This window comes from Xanthomonas sp. JL1 (assembly GCF_038405005.1).
Genome location: NZ_JBBYGR010000026.1, coordinates 1 through 17373 on the forward strand (window position 1 = coordinate 1; position 17373 = coordinate 17373).

The 17373-nt window shown below is 66.3% G+C and carries 13 protein-coding genes, 2 other RNA genes and 4 pseudogenes; 15 read left to right on the plus strand and 4 right to left on the minus strand.

From position 1 onward, the window contains the following. A pseudogene (locus WJW29_RS05735) lies at positions 1-382 on the plus strand (IS30 family transposase); the annotation flags it as partial. Here WJW29_RS05735 and WJW29_RS05740 read toward each other — a convergent pair. Continuing rightward, positions 284-607: pseudogene (locus WJW29_RS05740) on the minus strand (helicase HerA-like domain-containing protein); the annotation flags it as partial. The pseudogenes WJW29_RS05735 and WJW29_RS05740 overlap by 99 nt on opposite strands. Before the next feature lie 294 nt (positions 608-901). On the opposite strand from WJW29_RS05740, the gene WJW29_RS05745 reads away from it, so the two are divergent. Both WJW29_RS05745 and WJW29_RS05750 read left to right on the plus strand, forming a co-directional pair. Then, entirely contained in the window at positions 902-2488 is a 1587-nt protein-coding gene (locus tag WJW29_RS05745; RefSeq protein ID WP_113084402.1) for a transglycosylase SLT domain-containing protein, read from the plus strand. A 406-nt stretch (positions 2489-2894) separates the two neighbouring features. Further along, a non-coding RNA gene (locus WJW29_RS05750) (sX9 sRNA) lies at positions 2895-2970 on the plus strand. A 68-nt stretch (positions 2971-3038) separates the two neighbouring features. On the opposite strand, the gene asd is transcribed toward WJW29_RS05750, so the two are convergent. Together asd and WJW29_RS05760 are read right to left on the minus strand one after the other, a co-directional pair. Continuing rightward, positions 3039-3887, minus strand: coding sequence for an archaetidylserine decarboxylase (asd, locus tag WJW29_RS05755; RefSeq protein WP_027703264.1), 849 nt, complete (start codon positions 3885-3887; stop codon positions 3039-3041). After that, positions 3884-4534 (minus strand): SCO family protein, encoded by a 651-nt coding sequence (locus WJW29_RS05760; RefSeq protein ID WP_011259773.1) that lies wholly within the window; start codon positions 4532-4534, stop codon positions 3884-3886. Before WJW29_RS05760 ends, asd begins: the two co-directional genes overlap by 4 nt. Before the next feature lie 80 nt (positions 4535-4614). On the opposite strand from WJW29_RS05760, the gene prmB reads away from it, so the two are divergent. The 9 genes and pseudogenes from prmB to WJW29_RS05805 all read left to right on the plus strand — a co-directional run bounded on the left by prmB (position 4615) and on the right by WJW29_RS05805 (position 13476). After that, positions 4615-5541: a 50S ribosomal protein L3 N(5)-glutamine methyltransferase gene (gene prmB, locus WJW29_RS05765; protein ID WP_011259772.1), complete on the plus strand. Its 927-nt coding sequence runs from the start codon at positions 4615-4617 to the stop codon at positions 5539-5541. Between the two features lie 10 nt (positions 5542-5551). Then, on the plus strand, positions 5552-6655 hold the full coding sequence (gene aroC / locus WJW29_RS05770; protein ID WP_011259771.1) for a chorismate synthase: 1104 nt from the start codon (positions 5552-5554) through the stop codon (positions 6653-6655). Further along, a complete protein-coding gene (locus WJW29_RS05775; protein WP_011409070.1) occupies positions 6648-7721 on the plus strand; it encodes a D-glycerate dehydrogenase in 1074 nt (357 codons plus the stop codon). Before aroC ends, WJW29_RS05775 begins: the two co-directional genes overlap by 8 nt. Positions 7722-7805: 84 nt before the next feature. Next, positions 7806-8831 (plus strand): aspartate-semialdehyde dehydrogenase, encoded by a 1026-nt coding sequence (locus WJW29_RS05780; protein WP_011259769.1) that lies wholly within the window; start codon positions 7806-7808, stop codon positions 8829-8831. 58 nt (positions 8832-8889) lie between these two features. Further along, positions 8890-8965, plus strand: a non-coding RNA gene (locus WJW29_RS05785) — sX9 sRNA. A 546-nt stretch (positions 8966-9511) separates the two neighbouring features. Then, positions 9512-11464 (plus strand): FimV/HubP family polar landmark protein, encoded by a 1953-nt coding sequence (locus WJW29_RS05790; protein WP_075241401.1) that lies wholly within the window; start codon positions 9512-9514, stop codon positions 11462-11464. Continuing rightward, positions 11461-11868 (plus strand): annotated as a pseudogene (locus WJW29_RS05795) (VOC family protein). Before WJW29_RS05790 ends, WJW29_RS05795 begins: the two are co-directional and overlap by 4 nt. 169 nt (positions 11869-12037) lie before the next feature. After that, on the plus strand, positions 12038-12811 hold the full coding sequence (truA, locus tag WJW29_RS05800) for a tRNA pseudouridine(38-40) synthase TruA (RefSeq protein ID WP_011259765.1): 774 nt from the start codon (positions 12038-12040) through the stop codon (positions 12809-12811). Next, complete coding sequence (locus tag WJW29_RS05805) at positions 12808-13476, plus strand: phosphoribosylanthranilate isomerase (protein ID WP_011259764.1); 669 nt, start codon at positions 12808-12810, stop codon at positions 13474-13476. The genes truA and WJW29_RS05805 overlap by 4 nt, the downstream gene beginning before the upstream one ends. A 349-nt stretch (positions 13477-13825) precedes the next feature. Here WJW29_RS05805 and WJW29_RS05810 read toward each other — a convergent pair whose 3' ends face one another. Next, on the minus strand, positions 13826-14794 hold the full coding sequence (locus WJW29_RS05810) for a LysR family transcriptional regulator (RefSeq protein WP_011409068.1): 969 nt from the start codon (positions 14792-14794) through the stop codon (positions 13826-13828). Between the two features lie 105 nt (positions 14795-14899). Between WJW29_RS05810 and trpB the strand changes: the two genes are divergently transcribed. The 3 genes and pseudogenes from trpB (at position 14900) to trpA (ending at position 17369) form a co-directional block, all read left to right on the plus strand. Beyond that, positions 14900-16117 carry a tryptophan synthase subunit beta gene (gene trpB, locus WJW29_RS05815; protein WP_011259762.1) on the plus strand — a complete coding sequence of 406 codons (1218 nt, stop codon included), beginning with the start codon at positions 14900-14902 and terminating at the stop codon, positions 16115-16117. Positions 16118-16161: 44 nt separating this feature from the next. Further along, positions 16162-16514: pseudogene (locus WJW29_RS05820) on the plus strand (hypothetical protein). Positions 16515-16562: 48 nt separating this feature from the next. After that, positions 16563-17369 carry a tryptophan synthase subunit alpha gene (trpA, locus tag WJW29_RS05825; protein ID WP_011409067.1) on the plus strand — a complete coding sequence of 269 codons (807 nt, stop codon included), beginning with the start codon at positions 16563-16565 and terminating at the stop codon, positions 17367-17369. The last annotated feature ends 4 nt before the right edge of the window (positions 17370-17373 follow it).

Here is a 17373-nt window from a genome sequence, read left to right on the forward strand (position 1 = left end):
AGATCGCCGGTCGCACCGGCTTGGCCAGTCACGCATGGATCTATCGGCACATCGACGCCGATCAGAAGCGCGGTGGTCAGCTGTTCATGCATCTACGCAAACGCCGTCGCAAGCGCCGGCGGCGTGGCGTGCGCGATGGCCGCGGGCAGCTCGCATCGGCGCAGCTGGACACAGCGCCCCAGCGTGGTTGAGCAGCGAAGCCGTATCGGCGACTGGGAGCTGGAGACCATCAGGGCCTCGCACGGACGCGCCGTGGTGGTCAGCATGACCGAACGCCGCAGTCCGGGTGCCCGAGCTGGCCATACAGGTCCCAGAACACTACCGAGTTGGCGGCCGGGGCGTAGTCGGCAATGCCCATATCCTTGGCGCGCTGCAGCACGCCGGGCGCGCCGTCGCCTGCCACGGCCAGGCCGGCGACGTCGCCTTTTACGTCCGCCAGGAACACTGGCACGCCCAGCCGCGAGAAGCCTTCGGCGAGGGTCATCAGGGTTACGGTCTTGCCGGTGCCGGTGGCGCCGGCCACCAGCCCGTAGCGGTTGCCGAAGCGTCCTTCCAGCGCAACCGGGATGTCGTCGGTGATGCCTTTGCCGAGCAGGAACGAGGCCATTGCGCAGATCCGGTGGGAAAGTCCGGATTCTAGTGGGCAATCCCGGCGGGCAATGCCAGCCTGCACGTCAGCAGCTTCCTGTCCGGCAGCCTGGATCGCACAGGCCAATCATGCGCAGGCCACGCTGCAGCCGCAGGCTTGGTCACTCATCGCCCTGGCGAGCCGGTTTGCAGGTGCTGCATGCATCGATCACTCCCCCCAAGCTAACGGCCCACTGACCCCAGCGACCTCGCCGCCTTGCCCCGGTGTCGCCCCGGCGGCTACCCTGCCTGCCTTTCCGCTGTACTGCCTACGATGCCGCTCGCTCATTTTTGTTTGCGCCCATGGCCGGTTCTGGTCGTGGTTGCGTTGATGTCTGTCGTCCCCGCCGCCCACGCTCTCTCCAAACGCGACACGGAGAAGGCTGCCGCGCTCGATGCGCGCATGGCCGCCGCCGAAAAGCGCTATCGCGATGCGCTCGTGCTGGTGAACAACTCCGACCCCAAGGGCACTGCCGAAGGCGATGCCGCGCTGGAGGACATGGAAGACATCATCGATGCCTGCATCAAGCAGCGCGGCTGCCTGGTTTCCAATCAATTGGCCACCTACAAGCGCCTGCTCAAGACGCGCGCCGATGCCGAGGCGCCGGCCGCTGAAGATCCGGAAGACGACGACACGCTGCTGCAAGCCGACCCGGACCATCTGGGCCCGGCGTCGAACGGTATTCCCGAGGCCGCGCGTGCCGCCACGCTGCTCAACGACCAGCGCCACGACTTCGACAAGATGGTGCAGTACAACCCGGCCGTGCAGGCCGGCATCCGGCGCTGGCTCACTGATATGCGCCCGGCGCTGCTGACCAGCTACGAGAACTACAGCAACCTGCGCGGCGTGATGTGGCCGGAATGGCAGAAGCGCGGCCTTCCCGAGGCGCTGCTGTTCGGCATCATGGCCAAGGAATCCAATGGCAAGGTGCACGCCAGCTCGCGCGCCGGCGCGGCCGGACTGATGCAGTTCATGCCGGCCACCGGGCGTCGCTTCGGGCTGGGCCCGGACGGCACCGGCTTCGACACACGCTTCGATGCACGCAGCGCGGCCGAAGCCAGCGCCGCCTATCTCAACGAGCGCATGGCCGGGCTCAACCGCAGCATCGAACTGGCGCTGGCCGCCTACAACGGTGGCGAAGGGCGTGCCGCGCGCGTGTTCTCGCAAAGCGGTGGGCGCGGCTTCTGGGATCAGGATGTTTACAACCAGTTCCCGCCCGAAACCAAGGACTATGTGCCGATGGTGATCGCGGCGGCGTGGATTTTCCTGCACCCGCGCCAGTACGGCGTGGACTTCCCCAAGCTCGATGCGCAGCCGGCCACGCTCAAGCTGGCCAAGTCGACCACCATCTACGAACTCACCATCTGCCTGGGCAGCATGGGTACACGTGACGGCTACATGCGTGCGCTGCGCAATCTCAACCCGCGCTATGAATCCGATGGCTGGATTCCTGCCGGCACCGTCATCAACGCCACCAACCGCATCGCCAGCCTGTACACGCGCTACTGCGTCAACGGCCCGCGCGCGGATCTGGCGCGCACGCTGATCACTGCCGATCTCAATAGCGCGATCGTCCGCAGTAGTAGTAGTGCGCCCGAGTACGTGCCCAGCGTGGCGGTGGGCGATGTCAGCCAGATGCCCGGTGTGCCGACCACCGTGGCCACCGGCAAACCGGTGGTGGCCAAGCCCAAGGCCAAGCAGGTGCGCAGCTACACCATCGCCAAGGGCGACACGCTCGGGCGCGTCGCGCAGAAGTACCAGTGCGAGATCAAGGAACTGGCCAAGGCCAACGGCGTGAAGGCGCCGTCGTACGCGCTCAAACCGGGGCAGAGCATCAAGCTGGCCGGTTGCGATCGCTGAGCCCTGCGCAGGCGGTGCGGTGTTGGTAGTCGCGTCCTGCAACGGCGGTGCGTCTCGGCCTGGGCTAGCTGCCGCTGGAGCGGACCCGGCCGCGACGAAGCCGTCCCGTTCGCCCCGCCTGGGCAGTGTGTTCTCAATCGAAGGCTGGGACGACGGCGCGCGCGGATGTACGGCGCTTGGTCGGGAATGTGTCTTTGCGGCCAGGTCCGCTCTTACGACGGCATCGTTGCAATTCGCTGGCGACGTGCGAGTGCCCGGCCGAGGCGGACGGACGTTTCGGCACTGAATCCGCCATCGAGCGTGGCGACACGCTGCGGCAGCAGCACAAGCGCGGTGGAGCCTTGGAGCGGCTCACAAAACGACTGCGCTCACCGCCAGGCGGGCGCGGCCGGTGCTCGGAATCGGCATGTACCCCGCGTCCACTGCGGTTGTAAGCGCGCCGTCTGCGCCCACCTGACAGCTGCGCAGTCGTTTTGTTCGCCGCTCTTAGTTAAAGTGCGCCGCGCCTCCCTCAGGCGATGCGCCTGAATGCCGCTCGCGCCGCTGCGCGTCAGCCAAGCTGACGACGTGCGAGTGCCTGGCCAAGCCGAACCGATGTTTCGGCGCCAAGTCCGCCATCAAGCGTCGCCACACCCGGCGGCAGCAACACGATCACGGTCGAGCCGTAGTTAAACCGGGCCATCTCCGCAAACTTCTCCAGCACGATCCCTTTGCCGCGGTAGTCCTTGCGCGTGATGCGGTCGCCATAGCGCGGGATCTCCACGCCGCTCCAGACCGTTTCCACGCCGGAGACCAGCAGCGCCCCCACCATCACCGAGGCCATCGGGCCGAAGTCGGTGTCGAAGTGGCACACCAGCCGCTCGTTGCGCGCAAACAGGCGCGGCACGTTGCGTACTGCGTCCGGACCCACACTAAACAGCCGGCCGGGCACGTGCACGGTTGTGCGCAAGGTGCCGGTCCACGGCATATGCACGCGGTGGTAGTCCTTGGGCGACAGGTACACGGTGGCGAACAGGCCGTTGTTGAACGGCGCTGCGGCCCCTGCGTCGCCGAGCAATTCTGCGGCGGTGAACGACTGCCCCTTGGCCTGGAAAATGCGGCCGTTCTCGATCGGGCCGAGCTGGCTGATGCGGCCGTCGGCGGGCATCAGCAACGCGGCCGGGTCGGCATCCGGCACGCGTGCGCCGTGCTTCAAGGCGCGGGTAAAAAACGCATTGAAGGTGGGATAGGCGCGTGGGTCGGGCTCCTGCGCTTCGCTCAGGTCCACGCCGAACTTGCGTGTCACCGTGTCGATCAACCACTGTTTGGTGGCGGGTCTATTGGAATAGGCCAGCGCGCGCGCCAGCGAGGACAGCAACCGGTGCGGCAGCACGTAGGTCAGGGACGTGACAAGACTCACGGAGCAGTTACCTTGGTCAGCTGTTGGAGGTCGGCGGCAATCGCCTTCGGGTCGAGCGGGGGACGGATCAGCCCGGCCAGCCGGCCCTGCGGATCCAGCACGGCGATGCCGGCCGAATGATCCATGCTGTAGTCGTTAGGATTCTGCGCATACCCCTTGCCCGGGACCTTCTTGAACACGAACCCCAGCGCGGTGGCAAAGCGCTCCAGCGCCGGCACATCGGCCGTAGCGGCCAGGGTGTCCTTGTGGAAGGCGTGCGCGTACTCACCCAGCCGCGCCGGCGGATCGCGCTGCGGGTCTACCGAGACGAACAGCACGCGCGGGCGCAAGCCATCGGGAATGCTTTCCCATTGCTGCTGCGCCACTGCTAGATCGGTCAAGGTGGTCGGGCAGACATCCGGGCAGAAGGTGAAGCCCAGAAACACCAGCGTCCAATGCCCGTTGAGCTCGCCGGGTACCAGCTGGGTGCCGTCGGACTGGCGCAGGCTGAATTGCGGCAACGGGCGCGGCTGCGGATAAAAGGTGATGGTCTTGGTGGGCGGCCACGGCGAACTGGGCGCGTCGCCAAGAAACTTCTGGCCCAGCAACAGCCCCAGGCCAGCGGCCAGCGCCACCAGTAGCACGATGCCGGTATTGCGATTGAACATGGCGGTTTCCAGTGCAACGGACGCTCATGATACCGATCCGACCTCTATAATCTGGGGCCGATTTCTCTTTAGTTGTTGCCATGACTGCCGCCGCGGCCGACGAACTGCACACCATCATCGACCTGATCCGCTACGGCACCAGCCGTTTCAACGCAGCCGGCCTGACATTCGGCCACAGCTACGACAATGCGCTGGACGAAGCCACCCAAATGGTCCTGCACACCCTGCATCTGCCGCACGACCTCGGCCCGGCCTATGGCCAGGCGCGCTTGCTGCGTTCGGAAAAAGAGCAGGTGCTTGGCTTGTTCGAGCGCCGCATCACCGAGCGCGTTCCGGCGGCGTACCTCACCGGCGAGGCCTGGTTTGCCGGCCTGAGTTTCAAGAGCGATGCGCGCGCCCTGGTGCCGCGTTCGCCGATCGCCGAATTGATCGAAGCTGGCTTCGAGCCCTGGCTGGGCGGCCGCGAAGTGACTCGCGCCCTCGACCTGTGCACCGGCTCGGGCTGCATTGCCATTGCGATGGGCCACGACAACCCGCAGTGGGATGTGGATGGCGTGGATATCAGCGACGATGCACTGGCGCTGGCGGCCGAAAACAAGGCGCGCCTGCATGCAGACAACGTCACCTTGCTCAAGTCCGACCTGTTTACCGGGCTGGGCGGCCGCCAGTACGACCTGATCGTCACCAACCCGCCGTACGTCACCAACGACGAAACCGACGCGCTGCCGCAGGAGTATTCCTACGAGCCGGAGCTGGGGCTGCGTGCCGGCGACGACGGCCTGGACCTGGTGCTGAAGATCCTGCGCGATGCGCCGCAGCACCTGAGCGAAGACGGTCTGCTGATCTGCGAAGTGGGCGAATCCGAGCAGCACCTGATCAAGTTGCTGCCGGAAGTGGACCTGGCTTGGGTCGAGTTCAAGGTCGGGCAGATGGGCATTTTCGCGGTGGAATGCCGCGAATTGATCGCACACGGCGCACGCATCGCCGAGCTGGCCGCGCAGCGATGAGCCTGCGCGCATGAGTGCCAATGCGTTCGGCAAGCTGTTCACCGTCACCACCTTCGGCGAATCGCACGGGCCTGCGATCGGCTGCGTCGTCGATGGCTGCCCTCCCGGCCTGGAGATCGCGCCGGAAGAGTTCAGCCATGATCTGCAGCGCCGTGCCAGCGGCAAGAGCCGGCACACCTCGGCGCGTCGCGAGGCCGACGAGATCGAGATTCTGTCCGGCGTGTACGAAGGCCGTACCACCGGCACGCCGATCGGCCTGCTGATCCGCAACACTGATCAGCGCAGCAAGGACTACAGCAACATCGCCCAGCAGTTCCGTCCCGGCCATGCGGACTACACCTATTGGCAGAAGTACGGCATTCGCGATCCGCGCGGCGGCGGTCGTTCGTCGGCGCGCGAAACCACCATGCGTGTGGCCGCTGGCGTCATCGCCAAGAAGTGGCTCAAGCAGCGTTACGGCGTACTGGTGCGCGGTTTTCTGTCGCAGCTGGGCGAGATCCGTCCCGCTGGTTTCGACTGGGATGCGGTGGAAGACAACCCGTTTTTCTGGCCGCATGCCGCGCAGGTGCCGGAGCTGGAAACCTATATGGATGCGTTGCGCAAGTCCGGCGATTCGGTCGGCGCGCGCGTGGACGTGCTGGCCGGCGGCGTGCCGGCGGGCTGGGGCGAGCCGATCTACGGCAAGCTCGATGCCGAACTGGCTGCTGCGTTGATGAGCATCAATGCGGTCAAGGGCGTGGAGATCGGCGACGGCTTCGCCAGCGCGGCGCAAAAGGGTACCGAACACCGCGACCTGATCACTCCGGAAGGCTTTCGCAGCAACCATGCCGGCGGCATTCTCGGCGGTATCTCCACCGGCCAGGCGGTCACCGCCTCGATGGTGCTCAAGCCCACCTCCAGTCTGCGCCTGCCCGGCGCGACGGTGGATGCCGACGGCAGTGTGGTCGACGTCATCACCACCGGCCGGCACGACCCGTGCGTGGGCATCCGCGCCACCCCGATCGCCGAGGCGATGATGGCGCTTGTGCTGATGGACCAGGCATTGCGCCACCGTGCGCAGTGCGGCGATGTGGGTGAGATCTCGCCGCGCATTCCCGGTCAGGTCGATGTCTGACACGGCTCGCGCCAAGGTGTGGGTCAGCCAGCCGCTGTTCGACGACGTGGTCGCGCAACTGGGCGAGCATTTCGAGCTGACCACCACCGAGCACGTCACCGTCTGGTCGCCGGTCGAGCTGGCCGCGCGGCTGGCATCGCTGGACGGCGCGCTGATCACGCTCAACGAGCGGGTCGGTGCGGCGGAAATCGCTGCGGCGCCGCAGCTGCGCGCCATCGCCAACGTCGGCGTGGGCTACAACAATCTCGACATCGACGCCTTGAGTGCGGCCGGCATCCTGGCCAGCAACACGCCGGACGTGCTCACCGAAACCACCGCCGATCTCGGCTTTGCGCTGTTGATGGCCACCGCGCGCCGCATCACCGAATCCGAGCGCTGGCTGCGCGACGGGCAGTGGGGCCAGTGGTCGTTCAAGGCCATGCTGGGTGCCGATATCCATGGCAGCACGCTCGGCATTCTTGGCATGGGCCGGATCGGGCAGGGCATCGCACGGCGCGGCGCGCACGGCTTCGGCATGCGCGTGCTGTATCACAACCGCAGCCCGTTGCCGGCCGCTACCGAACAGGCGCTGGGCGCACAGTACGTTGAGTTCGATACCTTGCTGGCGCAGTCCGATCATCTGGTACTGGTGGTGCCGTACACCAGGGACTCGCACCACATCATCGATGCGGCGGCGCTGGGCAAGATGCGCGCCACCGCCACGCTGGTGAACATCGCGCGCGGCGGGATCGTCGATGAGCTGGCGCTGGCCGATGCGCTGGCCAACGGGCGTCTGGCCGGTGCCGGCCTGGATGTCTACCAAGGCGAGCCGCGCGTGCGACCGGAGCTGCTGGCGCTGCGTAACGTGGTGCTCACCCCGCATATCGGCAGCGCCAGCCTTGCCACGCGCCGCGCGATGGTGCAACTGGCGGTGGACAACCTGATCGCTGCGCTGGGCGAAGGCCCGCATGCCGGCCATCCGCCGAGCGCGCTTAATACCGATGCGGTTGCCGCTGCTAGACATGGCGGCACCGCCGCGGATGCGAAAAAAACCGGCGTCACCGGCACCATCGCGACCAAACGATAGGGAACCTCCGCGGCCAGCGTTGGAGGTTCCCCGAGCCCAGCGCGCAGTGCTTCCTCTTTCCCCCTTTCGATAAAGACAAACCTCATGAGCAACGAAAATCGTCGTTTCAACGTCGCGGTCGTGGGCGCCACCGGCGCTGTCGGCGAGACCATGCTGAGCATCCTGGCCGAGCGCAACTTCCCGGTCGCCACCCTGTACGCGCTGGCCTCGTCGCGCTCGGCCGGCGGGCAGGTCGAGTTCAATGGCGGCAAGGTCGATGTGCAGGATCTGGCCGACTTCGACCCGACCGGCGTGGATATCGCGCTGTTCTCCGCAGGCGGCAGCGTGTCTAAGGAATACGGCCCCAAGTTTGCCGCGGCCGGTGCAGTGGTGATCGATAACTCGTCGACGTTCCGCTACGACGACGACGTGCCGCTGGTGGTCTCCGAGGTCAACCCGGAAGCGCTCAAGCAGCGCCCGCGCGGTATTGTGGCTAACCCCAATTGCTCGACGATGCAGATGCTGGTGGCATTGGGCCCGATCCATCGCCAGTACGGCATCGAGCGCATCAACGTGGCGACCTACCAGTCGGTCTCCGGTGGCGGGCGCTCCGGGATGGAAGAGCTGGGCAAGCAGACCAGCGAGCTGCTGAGCTTCCAGGACATCGAGCCGAAGAAGTTCCAGGTGCAGATCGCTTTCAACCTGATCCCGCACATCGACGACTTCCAGGACAACGGCTACACCAAGGAAGAGATGAAGCTGGTCTGGGAAACCCGCAAGATCCTCGGCGACGACAGCATCCAGGTGAACCCCACCGCGGTACGCGTGCCGGTGTTTTACGGCCATTCCGAAGCGGTGGCGATCGAAACCCGCGACAAGATCACTGTGGAAGCGGCGCGCGCGCTGCTGGAAGCATCGCCCGGCGTGGAAGTGGTGGATGAGCGCACGCCCGGCGGCTACCCGACCCCGGTCACGCATGCCTCCGGCAAGGACGCGGTGTTCGTCGGGCGCATCCGCGAAGACCTCTCGCACCCGCGTGGTCTGAACCTGTGGATCGTCTCCGACAACATCCGCAAGGGCGCTGCGCTTAACGCGGTACAGCTGGCCGAGCTGGTCGCCCAGGAAGGCTAAGAGCAACTACAAAACGACTGCTCAGTCGCCATGCGGGTGGCTAGTGTTCGGGATCGGCATCTGCTGCTCGTCCACTGCGGTTCCTGTGCGCCGTCCGCATCTGCCTGACGCGCGTTCGCTGCGTTTCGTTAGCCGCTCTCGGTCGCCGTGTACTCGCAGGGGCGGGCCTGTGCGCGATGCTGTGGCTCTGGGATGCGTCATCGCGCGCAGGCACGCCCGTAGCGTGCAAATCTTTCGTTGAAGGCAGCGCCCACCCTCGACGAAAGGTCGAACGTGCAGGCCCGCGATCATCGCGCGCTTGCCTGCATGTGTGGCTTGCGCGTGTCAGCTTGAATCGAAGGGCCGGCGTGTTGACGGAGTGGCAGGTTGCGTTGCCGCAGTCATGCTGCCCGCATCCGCGGACCCCATGTTGCCTGCTTCGGCAATCCACGACATCGCCATCGGCGCCACGTCATGGCATCACGCACGTCATTGCGCATCACAAGAGCGGCTGATGGGCCGCTGCGCGCGTGATACGCATCGCCGCGTTGTCGCCCATCGGTACGCGCTGTCTGCATCGGCCGCACATGCATGCCGCACTGCGGCAGTCGCACTCTCGCATCGCTCTGCATAACAACGCCGACTTTTTCGCTCATCGAGCGGCTATATTGATGCCCATGAAACAGAGGGGCTGGGGCGCGATGCGTCCGATACAAGGGATAGGTGCGTTGCTGCTGATGGCCTGCAGCGGCGCTGCCGTGGCATTGGGGTTGGGCGATATCCGGGTGCTGTCCAAGCCCGGGCAGCCGCTGGTGGCCGAGATTCCGGTCATCTCCAACGAGCCGGGCGAACTCGACAACGCGCGCGTGGCGCTGGCATCGGCCACCACGTTCGCGCGGGTCGGTCTGGAGCGCCCGCAAGGCCTGGTCAGCAATCTGCAGTTCCAGTTTGCGCAGGATGCACGCGGGCGCGCGGTGATTCGCGTGACCAGCAGCCAGGCGGTGGACCAGCCGGTGATCAACTTCCTGATCGAAGTGGAGTGGGGCCAGGGCCGCCTGGTGCGTGGATATTCCGCCTTGGTCGATGCGCCCGACACCGCTGCCGCGATCGCCGAGCCGGCCATTGAAGCGCCGGGCGCCGGTTCCAGTAATGCCATCGCGCGCGAGCCAGCGGCTGCGCCGGTGGCCAACCGCGATGCACAGGGCACCGCTGGAGGCGAGCCGGCGGTACGTGCAGCCGCCAGCGCACCGCCTGCGTCCGCCACGCGGGCCGGCGATGCATTGCCGGCCGTGCGCTCGGGTCAGACCTTGTCGGAGATCGCCGCGGTGGTGGCGCGTTCCAGCGGGCATTCGCTGGACCAGACCATGCTGGCCTTGCTGCGCACCAATCCGGCGGCCTTCATCAACGGCAACATCAACCGCCTGAAGCAAGGCGCGGTGTTGCGCACGCCGCAGGAAGACGCGCTGGCGCAAGTCGGCGCGGCCGAAGCGGCAGTGATGGTGCGCGAACAGGCTGCCCAGTGGCGTCAGGCACGCTCGGCGGTGCCGCAACCGGCTGAAGCCGGCGCTGCTGCCGCTACAACCCCGCGACCCGCCACGCCGGCCGCAACGGCCGGTGCCGGTGCGCGGCTCGAAATCGCCCCTGCAGTGGCGAGTCAGACCAACAAGGCCGGCGTCACGTCCGGTACCAGTGCCGAAGGCGAGGGCGAGATGGCGGCCAACCAACAGTTGCAACAGGCCAAGGAAGACATCGCCACCCGCGATGCGGAATTGCAGGACCTGCGTACCCGCGTGGCCGACCTGGAAAAGCTCAGGCAGCAGCAGCAAGCGCTGATTGCAATGAAGGACACCGATCTGGCGGCCGCACAGAAGCGCCTGTCGGAAGCCCCGGCGGCCGCGCAACAGGGCGGTGGTTTTCCGCTGTGGTTGATCGGTGGGCTGGTGTTGATCGTCGCTGCCGTGTTGGCATGGTTGGCCGCCCGCCGTCGTAAACCGTCGCCGCTGCCGCCGTTGCCGCGCCGGCAGTACGACTTCGTCCTGCCGGGCGCGCCGGTGCGGGCCGCCGAGCCGCAAGACGAGGCGCGGGCCACGGAGCCGAGCGAGCGCGATGTGCTGCAGGAGACCGAATTCGAGCAGGCCGATCTGCGCGAAGGCGAGCGTGCCCACGACATGCACCAACCGTTATCGGACGTGCTGCGCCGCGAGCCACTGCTGTCCGAGCCGGCTGCAGCGCCAGCGGCGATCAATAGCGACGACCGGCGCGCGCTGCGTGCCACGCCGCCAGTGGTGGTGACAGAGCCGCAGCACATCGCGCCTGACGAGTCTCCTCAGGACTCGGCGCGCGATTCGCTGCAGGTACACCACGCAGACATCGCTCCCACGATCAGCGAAGTGCCATCCGCTGCTCCAGTCGCACCGATCGCCACGCAGGACAGCCTGGATGTCGATCGCCCGCCTGTGGCACCGATTGCGGCGCCTAATACGACGACCAGCCGGGACGTCGGCTCGGCCGGGCGCGATCGCCTGGAACTGGCGGTGGCCTATATGGACCTGGGCGACAAGGACACCGCGCGCGGCTTGCTGCTGGAAGTTGCCGCCACCGGCGACGCCACCACCCGCGCCGAGGCCGCCGAGCTGCTGAAACGGCTGGCATGAGCCCGGCGATCGATCACCTGGCCCCGCAAGAGAGTGCTGCACGCGAACGCCGGATCGACTACGTGGAATTTGCCTCCGTCGACCCGGACGCCAGCCGCGCGTTTCTCGAAACGGTGTTTGGTTGGCAATTTCAGGCCTATGGCCCGGATTAACTGGCCTTCCATGACGGCCGCCTGGACGGTGGCTTTTACCGTGCAGCCGCGCCAGCGCCGGCCGAAGGCGGCCCATCGGTGGTGCTGTATGCCGACGATTTGGCGCCTGTGCTCGAGCGCGTGCGTGTTGCGGGCGGGGAGATCGTCAAGCCGGTGTTCGGCTTCCCCGGCGGCAGCCGCTTTCACTTTCGCGAGCCCGGCGGCACCACGTTGGCCGTATGGTCCGAGCGCAGCGTCGCTTCCAACGGCTGAGAACGCCGCTGCGCGCTGACTGCACGCGCGCCGCTGCTCGGCATCGGCCATCGCTGCTCGTACACTTCACGTTTTGCGCAGCGGCGGGGCCGCGGCGACCCTTGCCTGCGATGGCCAGGTCGGCATGACCGGCGCGCGGATTTCATCGATTCCTTAGAGGCAGGTAGCGATGCGTTACGCGCTGGGCGTGGAGTACGACGGCAGCGAGTTCCAGGGCTGGCAGCAGTTGGGCGAACATGGCGGCCCGAGTGTGCAGGCCAGCCTGCAGGCGGCATTGTCGTCGGTTGCCGATGCGCCGGTGCAGGTGGTCTGCGCCGGACGCACCGACGCGGGCGTGCATGGAGAATGCCAGGTGGTGCATTTCGACAGCGACGCACACCGCGAACCGCGCGGCTGGATGCTGGGCACCACCGCGCGTCTGCCGCCGTCGATCGCGGTGCGTTGGTGCGTGCCGGCAGCCGCTGACTTCCATGCGCGCTTTTCCGCGCGCGCGCGCCGTTATCGCTATCGCCTGCTCAATCGGCAGATTCGCCCGGCGCTGTATCGGCAGACCTTGAGCTGGGAGCGTCGCCCGCTCGATGCCGATGCCATGCACGTGGCAGCGCAGGCCTTATTGGGTGAAAACGACTTCAGCGCGTTCCGCAGCGTGCAGTGCCAGGCCTTGCATGCCCGCCGCAACTTGCAGGCCATCCATGTGCAGCGCATCGGCGAGGTGGTGGAGGTGCAGGTGCAGGCCAATGCATTCCTTCATCACATGGTGCGGAATATTGTGGGCTCGCTGATTTTGGTCGGTACCGGCGAGCAGCCGGCCGACTGGATCGCGACGTTGCTCGCCGGGCGCGACCGCACTGTGGCCGGGCCGACAGCGCCGCCACAAGGTCTGGTATTCATCGGACCTCTGTATCCTGCAGAGTGGCATCTGCCTGCTGAGGTGACCCAATGAATCGATCACTGTACCGCACCCGTATCAAGTTCTGTGGCATGACCCGCGCCGGCGATATCCGGCTGGCCGGCGAGCTGGGTGTGGACGCGGTAGGTTTCATCTTTGCGCATGGCAGCCCGCGACGCGTGGCACCGGCCGAGGCGCGCGCGATGCGCCAGGCCACTGCGCCGATGGTCGATGTGGTGGCGTTGTTCCGCAACAACTCCAAGGAAGAAGTGCGCGAAGTGGTACGCACCGTGCGTCCGACCCTGCTGCAATTCCACGGAGAAGAAGAAGACGCGTTCTGCCGTAGCTTCAATCTGCCATATCTGAAGGCGGTACCGATGGGCAGCACCGGCGTGAACGGTGAGGACGCCAACGCGCGCACGCTGCAGTTGTCGTATCCGAATACCGCTGGTTTCCTGTTCGATAGCCATGCGCCAGGCGCGGGCGGCGGCACCGGCAAAACGTTCGATTGGTCGCGCTTGCCCACCGGTCTGCATCGGCCGTTTCTGCTGGCCGGCGGCATCAACGCCGGCAATGTGTTCGACGCCATTGTGGCCACGCTGCCCTGGGGCGTGGACGTCTCCAGTGGCGTGGAGCTGGCGCCCGGCATCAAGGACGGCCACAAGATGCGCAAGTTCGTTGAGGAAGTGCGACGGGCGGATTGTCACGAGATGTCGTGAGGGTGGGATTCGGGATTCGTAACAGCAGGTGCTTGACGCGGCTGGTTTTTCGGGGATTTGGATAGTTAGCAGAGTGCGCGAGCGTTAGCATGCTTTCCGAATCCCGAATCCCGAATCCCGAATCCCGAATCCCGAATGACGATCAGCGGTCAGCGACCTGCCCGTAGATTGTTCTCATCTCGCTGGACCCAGCCGCGGTTTCTCCATTTGAGGCGATTTGGCGAGCAATCGCGCGCCAGATGGCGTTCCTACAGGCCGAGCCGCGACTGACGTTTTTGCGTCTTTGCCAGTTGTGCCGATGCATGGCGTTCCGCTCGGCATACATCGCTCCTGGCGGTACACATGCTGGTCACCAGCCCTGGGCTGGCGATGCAGTGCTGCACCGAACATCCGCGATTTTCGTTGCATCCATGGCCGGAGACGTGTGCTGATCTTCCGCCAGCGCTTTGCCTAGCCAATCCGCCAGCCGTCCGATGCGTGGGTCCGGATTACGCTTTGCGGCGCACAGTACCCAGCGGCCGTGTGTGGCAGTGAATCCCCACGGCGCCAGCAGGCGCCCGGCCGCCAGGTCTGCCGCCACCAACGGCTGTGGCGCGATCGCGATTCCCAGCCCGGCGGCAGCGGCTTCCAGGAGATACACCAAGTGTTCGAATTCGGTACCGAAGCGCAGTGCCTCGGGTTCCAGCCCCTGCGCCTGCGCCCATTCCGGCCAGGCTTGCGGGCGCGAACGCGTCTGCAGCAGGGCGTGATGACACAGTGTGGTCGGGTCATTCCCGTCGATCCGCAACGTCGACGCGAGCTGCGGGCTCAGCACCGGGCCGATCCACTCCACGCCCAGTGCGTGCACCTGCCACTCGCTGGGCCAGGGTGGGGTGTCTAGCAGCAGTGCAGCATCCAGGCCGTCCAGATCCGGGCCGGGTGGCTGTTCGCTGGCGGACAGGTGTAAGCGTACGTCAGGCAGGTCGTGCTGCAGCAGGCCCAGGCGCGGGATCACCCAGCGTGCCAGCAGGCTACCGGAACACCCCAGCACCAGCGGCGCCTCGGCAACCGGGCGCTGCAACGCCGCCCAGGTCTGGCTGATCACGCCAAAGCCTTCGCCGGTGGCGTCACCTAGCCGAACGCCTGCAGCGGTCAGCACCAGACCGCGGCCCTGACGCGCAAACAGCGCCGTGCCCAATGCCTGTTCCAGCGAACGCACGTGCCGGCTGATGGCCCCATGGGTGACGTGCAATTCCTGGGCAGCACGGCTGACGCTCTGCAGGCGCGCGGCAGCTTCGAACGCACGCAGCGCCGCCAGTGGAGGAAGCAAAACAGTCATATGTGACTCCAGATCACAGGTTGCGGCAATCTTATCGATGTATCGCATGCCGCGGCTGCGCTAGAGTGAGGCCTCTCTTATGACGCATTGCTGCAGAGGATTTCCATGTCGGCCCAGCCCATCAGTGACTTTTACGCCTATCCGGATGCTGCTGGCCACTTTGGCAAGTTTGGCGGCCGGTTCGTCGCCGAAACCTTGATTGGCCCGCTGCAGGAGCTGTCCGCCGCCTACGATCAAGCGCGGCAGGATCCGAGCTTCATCGCCGAATACGACAAGGACCTCAAGCATTACGTCGGCCGCCCCAGCCCGATCTACCACGCCGAACGGCTCAGCCGTGAAGTGGGTGGGGCGCAGATCCTGCTCAAGCGCGAAGACCTCAACCACACCGGCGCGCACAAGATCAACAACACCATCGGCCAGGCCCTGCTGGCCAGCCGCATGGGCAAGACCCGCATCATCGCCGAGACCGGCGCCGGCCAGCACGGCGTGGCCAGCGCCACTGTCGCTGCACGTCTGGGCCTGGAATGCCTGGTCTACATGGGCGCCACCGACATCGAACGGCAGAAGATCAACGTCTATCGCATGAAGCTGCTCGGTGCGACGGTGATCCCGGTGACCTCCGGTTCGGCCACGCTCAAGGACGCGCTCAACGAAGCGATGCGCGACTGGGTCACCAACGTGCGCGACACCTTCTACATCATCGGCACCGTGGCCGGCCCTGACCCGTATCCGCGCATGGTGCGTGACTTCAACGCGATTGTCGGCCGCGAGTCGCGCGCGCAGATGCTGGAAGACTACGGCCGTCTGCCGGATGCGATCAGCGCCTGCGTCGGTGGCGGTAGCAATGCGATCGGCCTGTTCCATGCCTTCCTCAACGACCCGGGCGTCAAGATCTATGGCGCCGAGGCGGCCGGCGACGGCATCGCTACCGGCCGCCATGCGGCATCGATCGCCGCAGGGCGCCCCGGTGTGTTGCATGGCAATCGCACCTATGTGATTTGCGACGACGATGGCCAGATCACCGAAACCCATTCGATCTCTGCCGGCCTGGATTACCCCGGCGTGGGTCCGGAGCATGCGTTTCTGTCCGACAGCGGCCGCGCGGTGTATCAGGGCATTACCGACGACGAGGCGATGGCCGCGTTCCATCTGCTTGCGCATACCGAAGGCATCCTGGCCGCACTTGAATCCAGCCATGCGGTGGCGCAGTCGATCAAGCTCGCGCGCGAGCTGCCGAAAGACGCGTTGGTGTTGTGCAACCTGTCTGGGCGTGGCGACAAGGATGTGCATACCATCGCGGCGCGCGAGGGGCTCGCGCTGTAGCGTGGCTGCGGCTACTTCTCTAACCGGATGGCAGGGACGCGTCGATGCTCGAAGGGTTCATCCAGTTGGTGGCCGAGCTGATGATCGAACTTGGCCTGCACTGGGTCGCCGCATCGTTCGAGCGCGGGCACTCGCCGGCCTTGGCGGCAGTCGGCTACGCGATTCTGGGTGCATTGCTGGGTGGCGTCAGTCTCTGGTTGCTGCCGAAGCACTTCACCGCGACCCATGGCGCGCGCCTGACAGCGGTGGTGATCGCGCCGCTGGCCGCTGGCGGGCTGCTGCCCTTGGGGCGTGGCGTGCGCGTCGTGGCGACCCGGTATTCCGCATTGATCGATTTTCCTACGGCTACCTGTTTGCGCTGTGCTTTGCGCTGATGCGTTATTTCTTTGCCACCTGACGTGACATGGCGGCTGGCTTTCCTCCCCCCCTTGATTCGAGTGATTTCATGCGTCGTATCGATTTCCGCTTCGCCGAGCTGCGTGCCAACGGTCGCAAGGCACTGATCCCCTTCATCACCGCCGGCGACCCGTCGCTGGAAGCCACTGTGCCCGTCATGCACGCGCTGGTGCGCGCCGGCGCCGATGTCATCGAGCTCGGTGTGCCGTTCTCCGACCCGATGGCGGACGGCCCCACCATCCAGCGCAGCTCCGAGCGCGCGCTGGGACGCGGTGCCGGCCTTGCGTACGTGTTGGAAGCGGTGCACGAGTTCCGCCGCGAAGACGCCGCCACGCCGGTGGTGTTGATGGGCTACCTCAACCCGATCGAGATCCATGGCACGCGGCGCTTCGCCGAAGCGGCTGTCGCCGCCGGCGTGGACGGCCTGCTGCTGGTCGATCTGCCGCCGGAGGAAGCCGATGAAACGCGCGCCATCTTCACCGAGGTCGGGCTGGCGCTGATCGCACTGGCATCGCCCACCACCAGTGAGCAGCGCCTGGACATGCTGTGCAGCACTGCGCAGGGCTATCTGTATTACGTCAGTTTTGCTGGCGTCACCGGCGCCTCCAACCTGCTCGACACCCACGCCGCCAGCGACCGCCTGCGCCAACTGCGTCAGCGTGCCGGCGCGCCGGTGGTGGCCGGCTTCGGCATCAAGGACGCCGCCAGCGCTGCCGCCATGGCGGTGGATGCGGACGGCGTGGTGGTCGGCAGTGCTCTGGTTGCCGCCCTGGCCGAAGCCGACGACGTCCGCAGCGCTCGCGAACGCGCAGAGGCCTTCCTGGCCCCCTTGCGCCAAGCCCTCGACCAAGCGTAGAAGC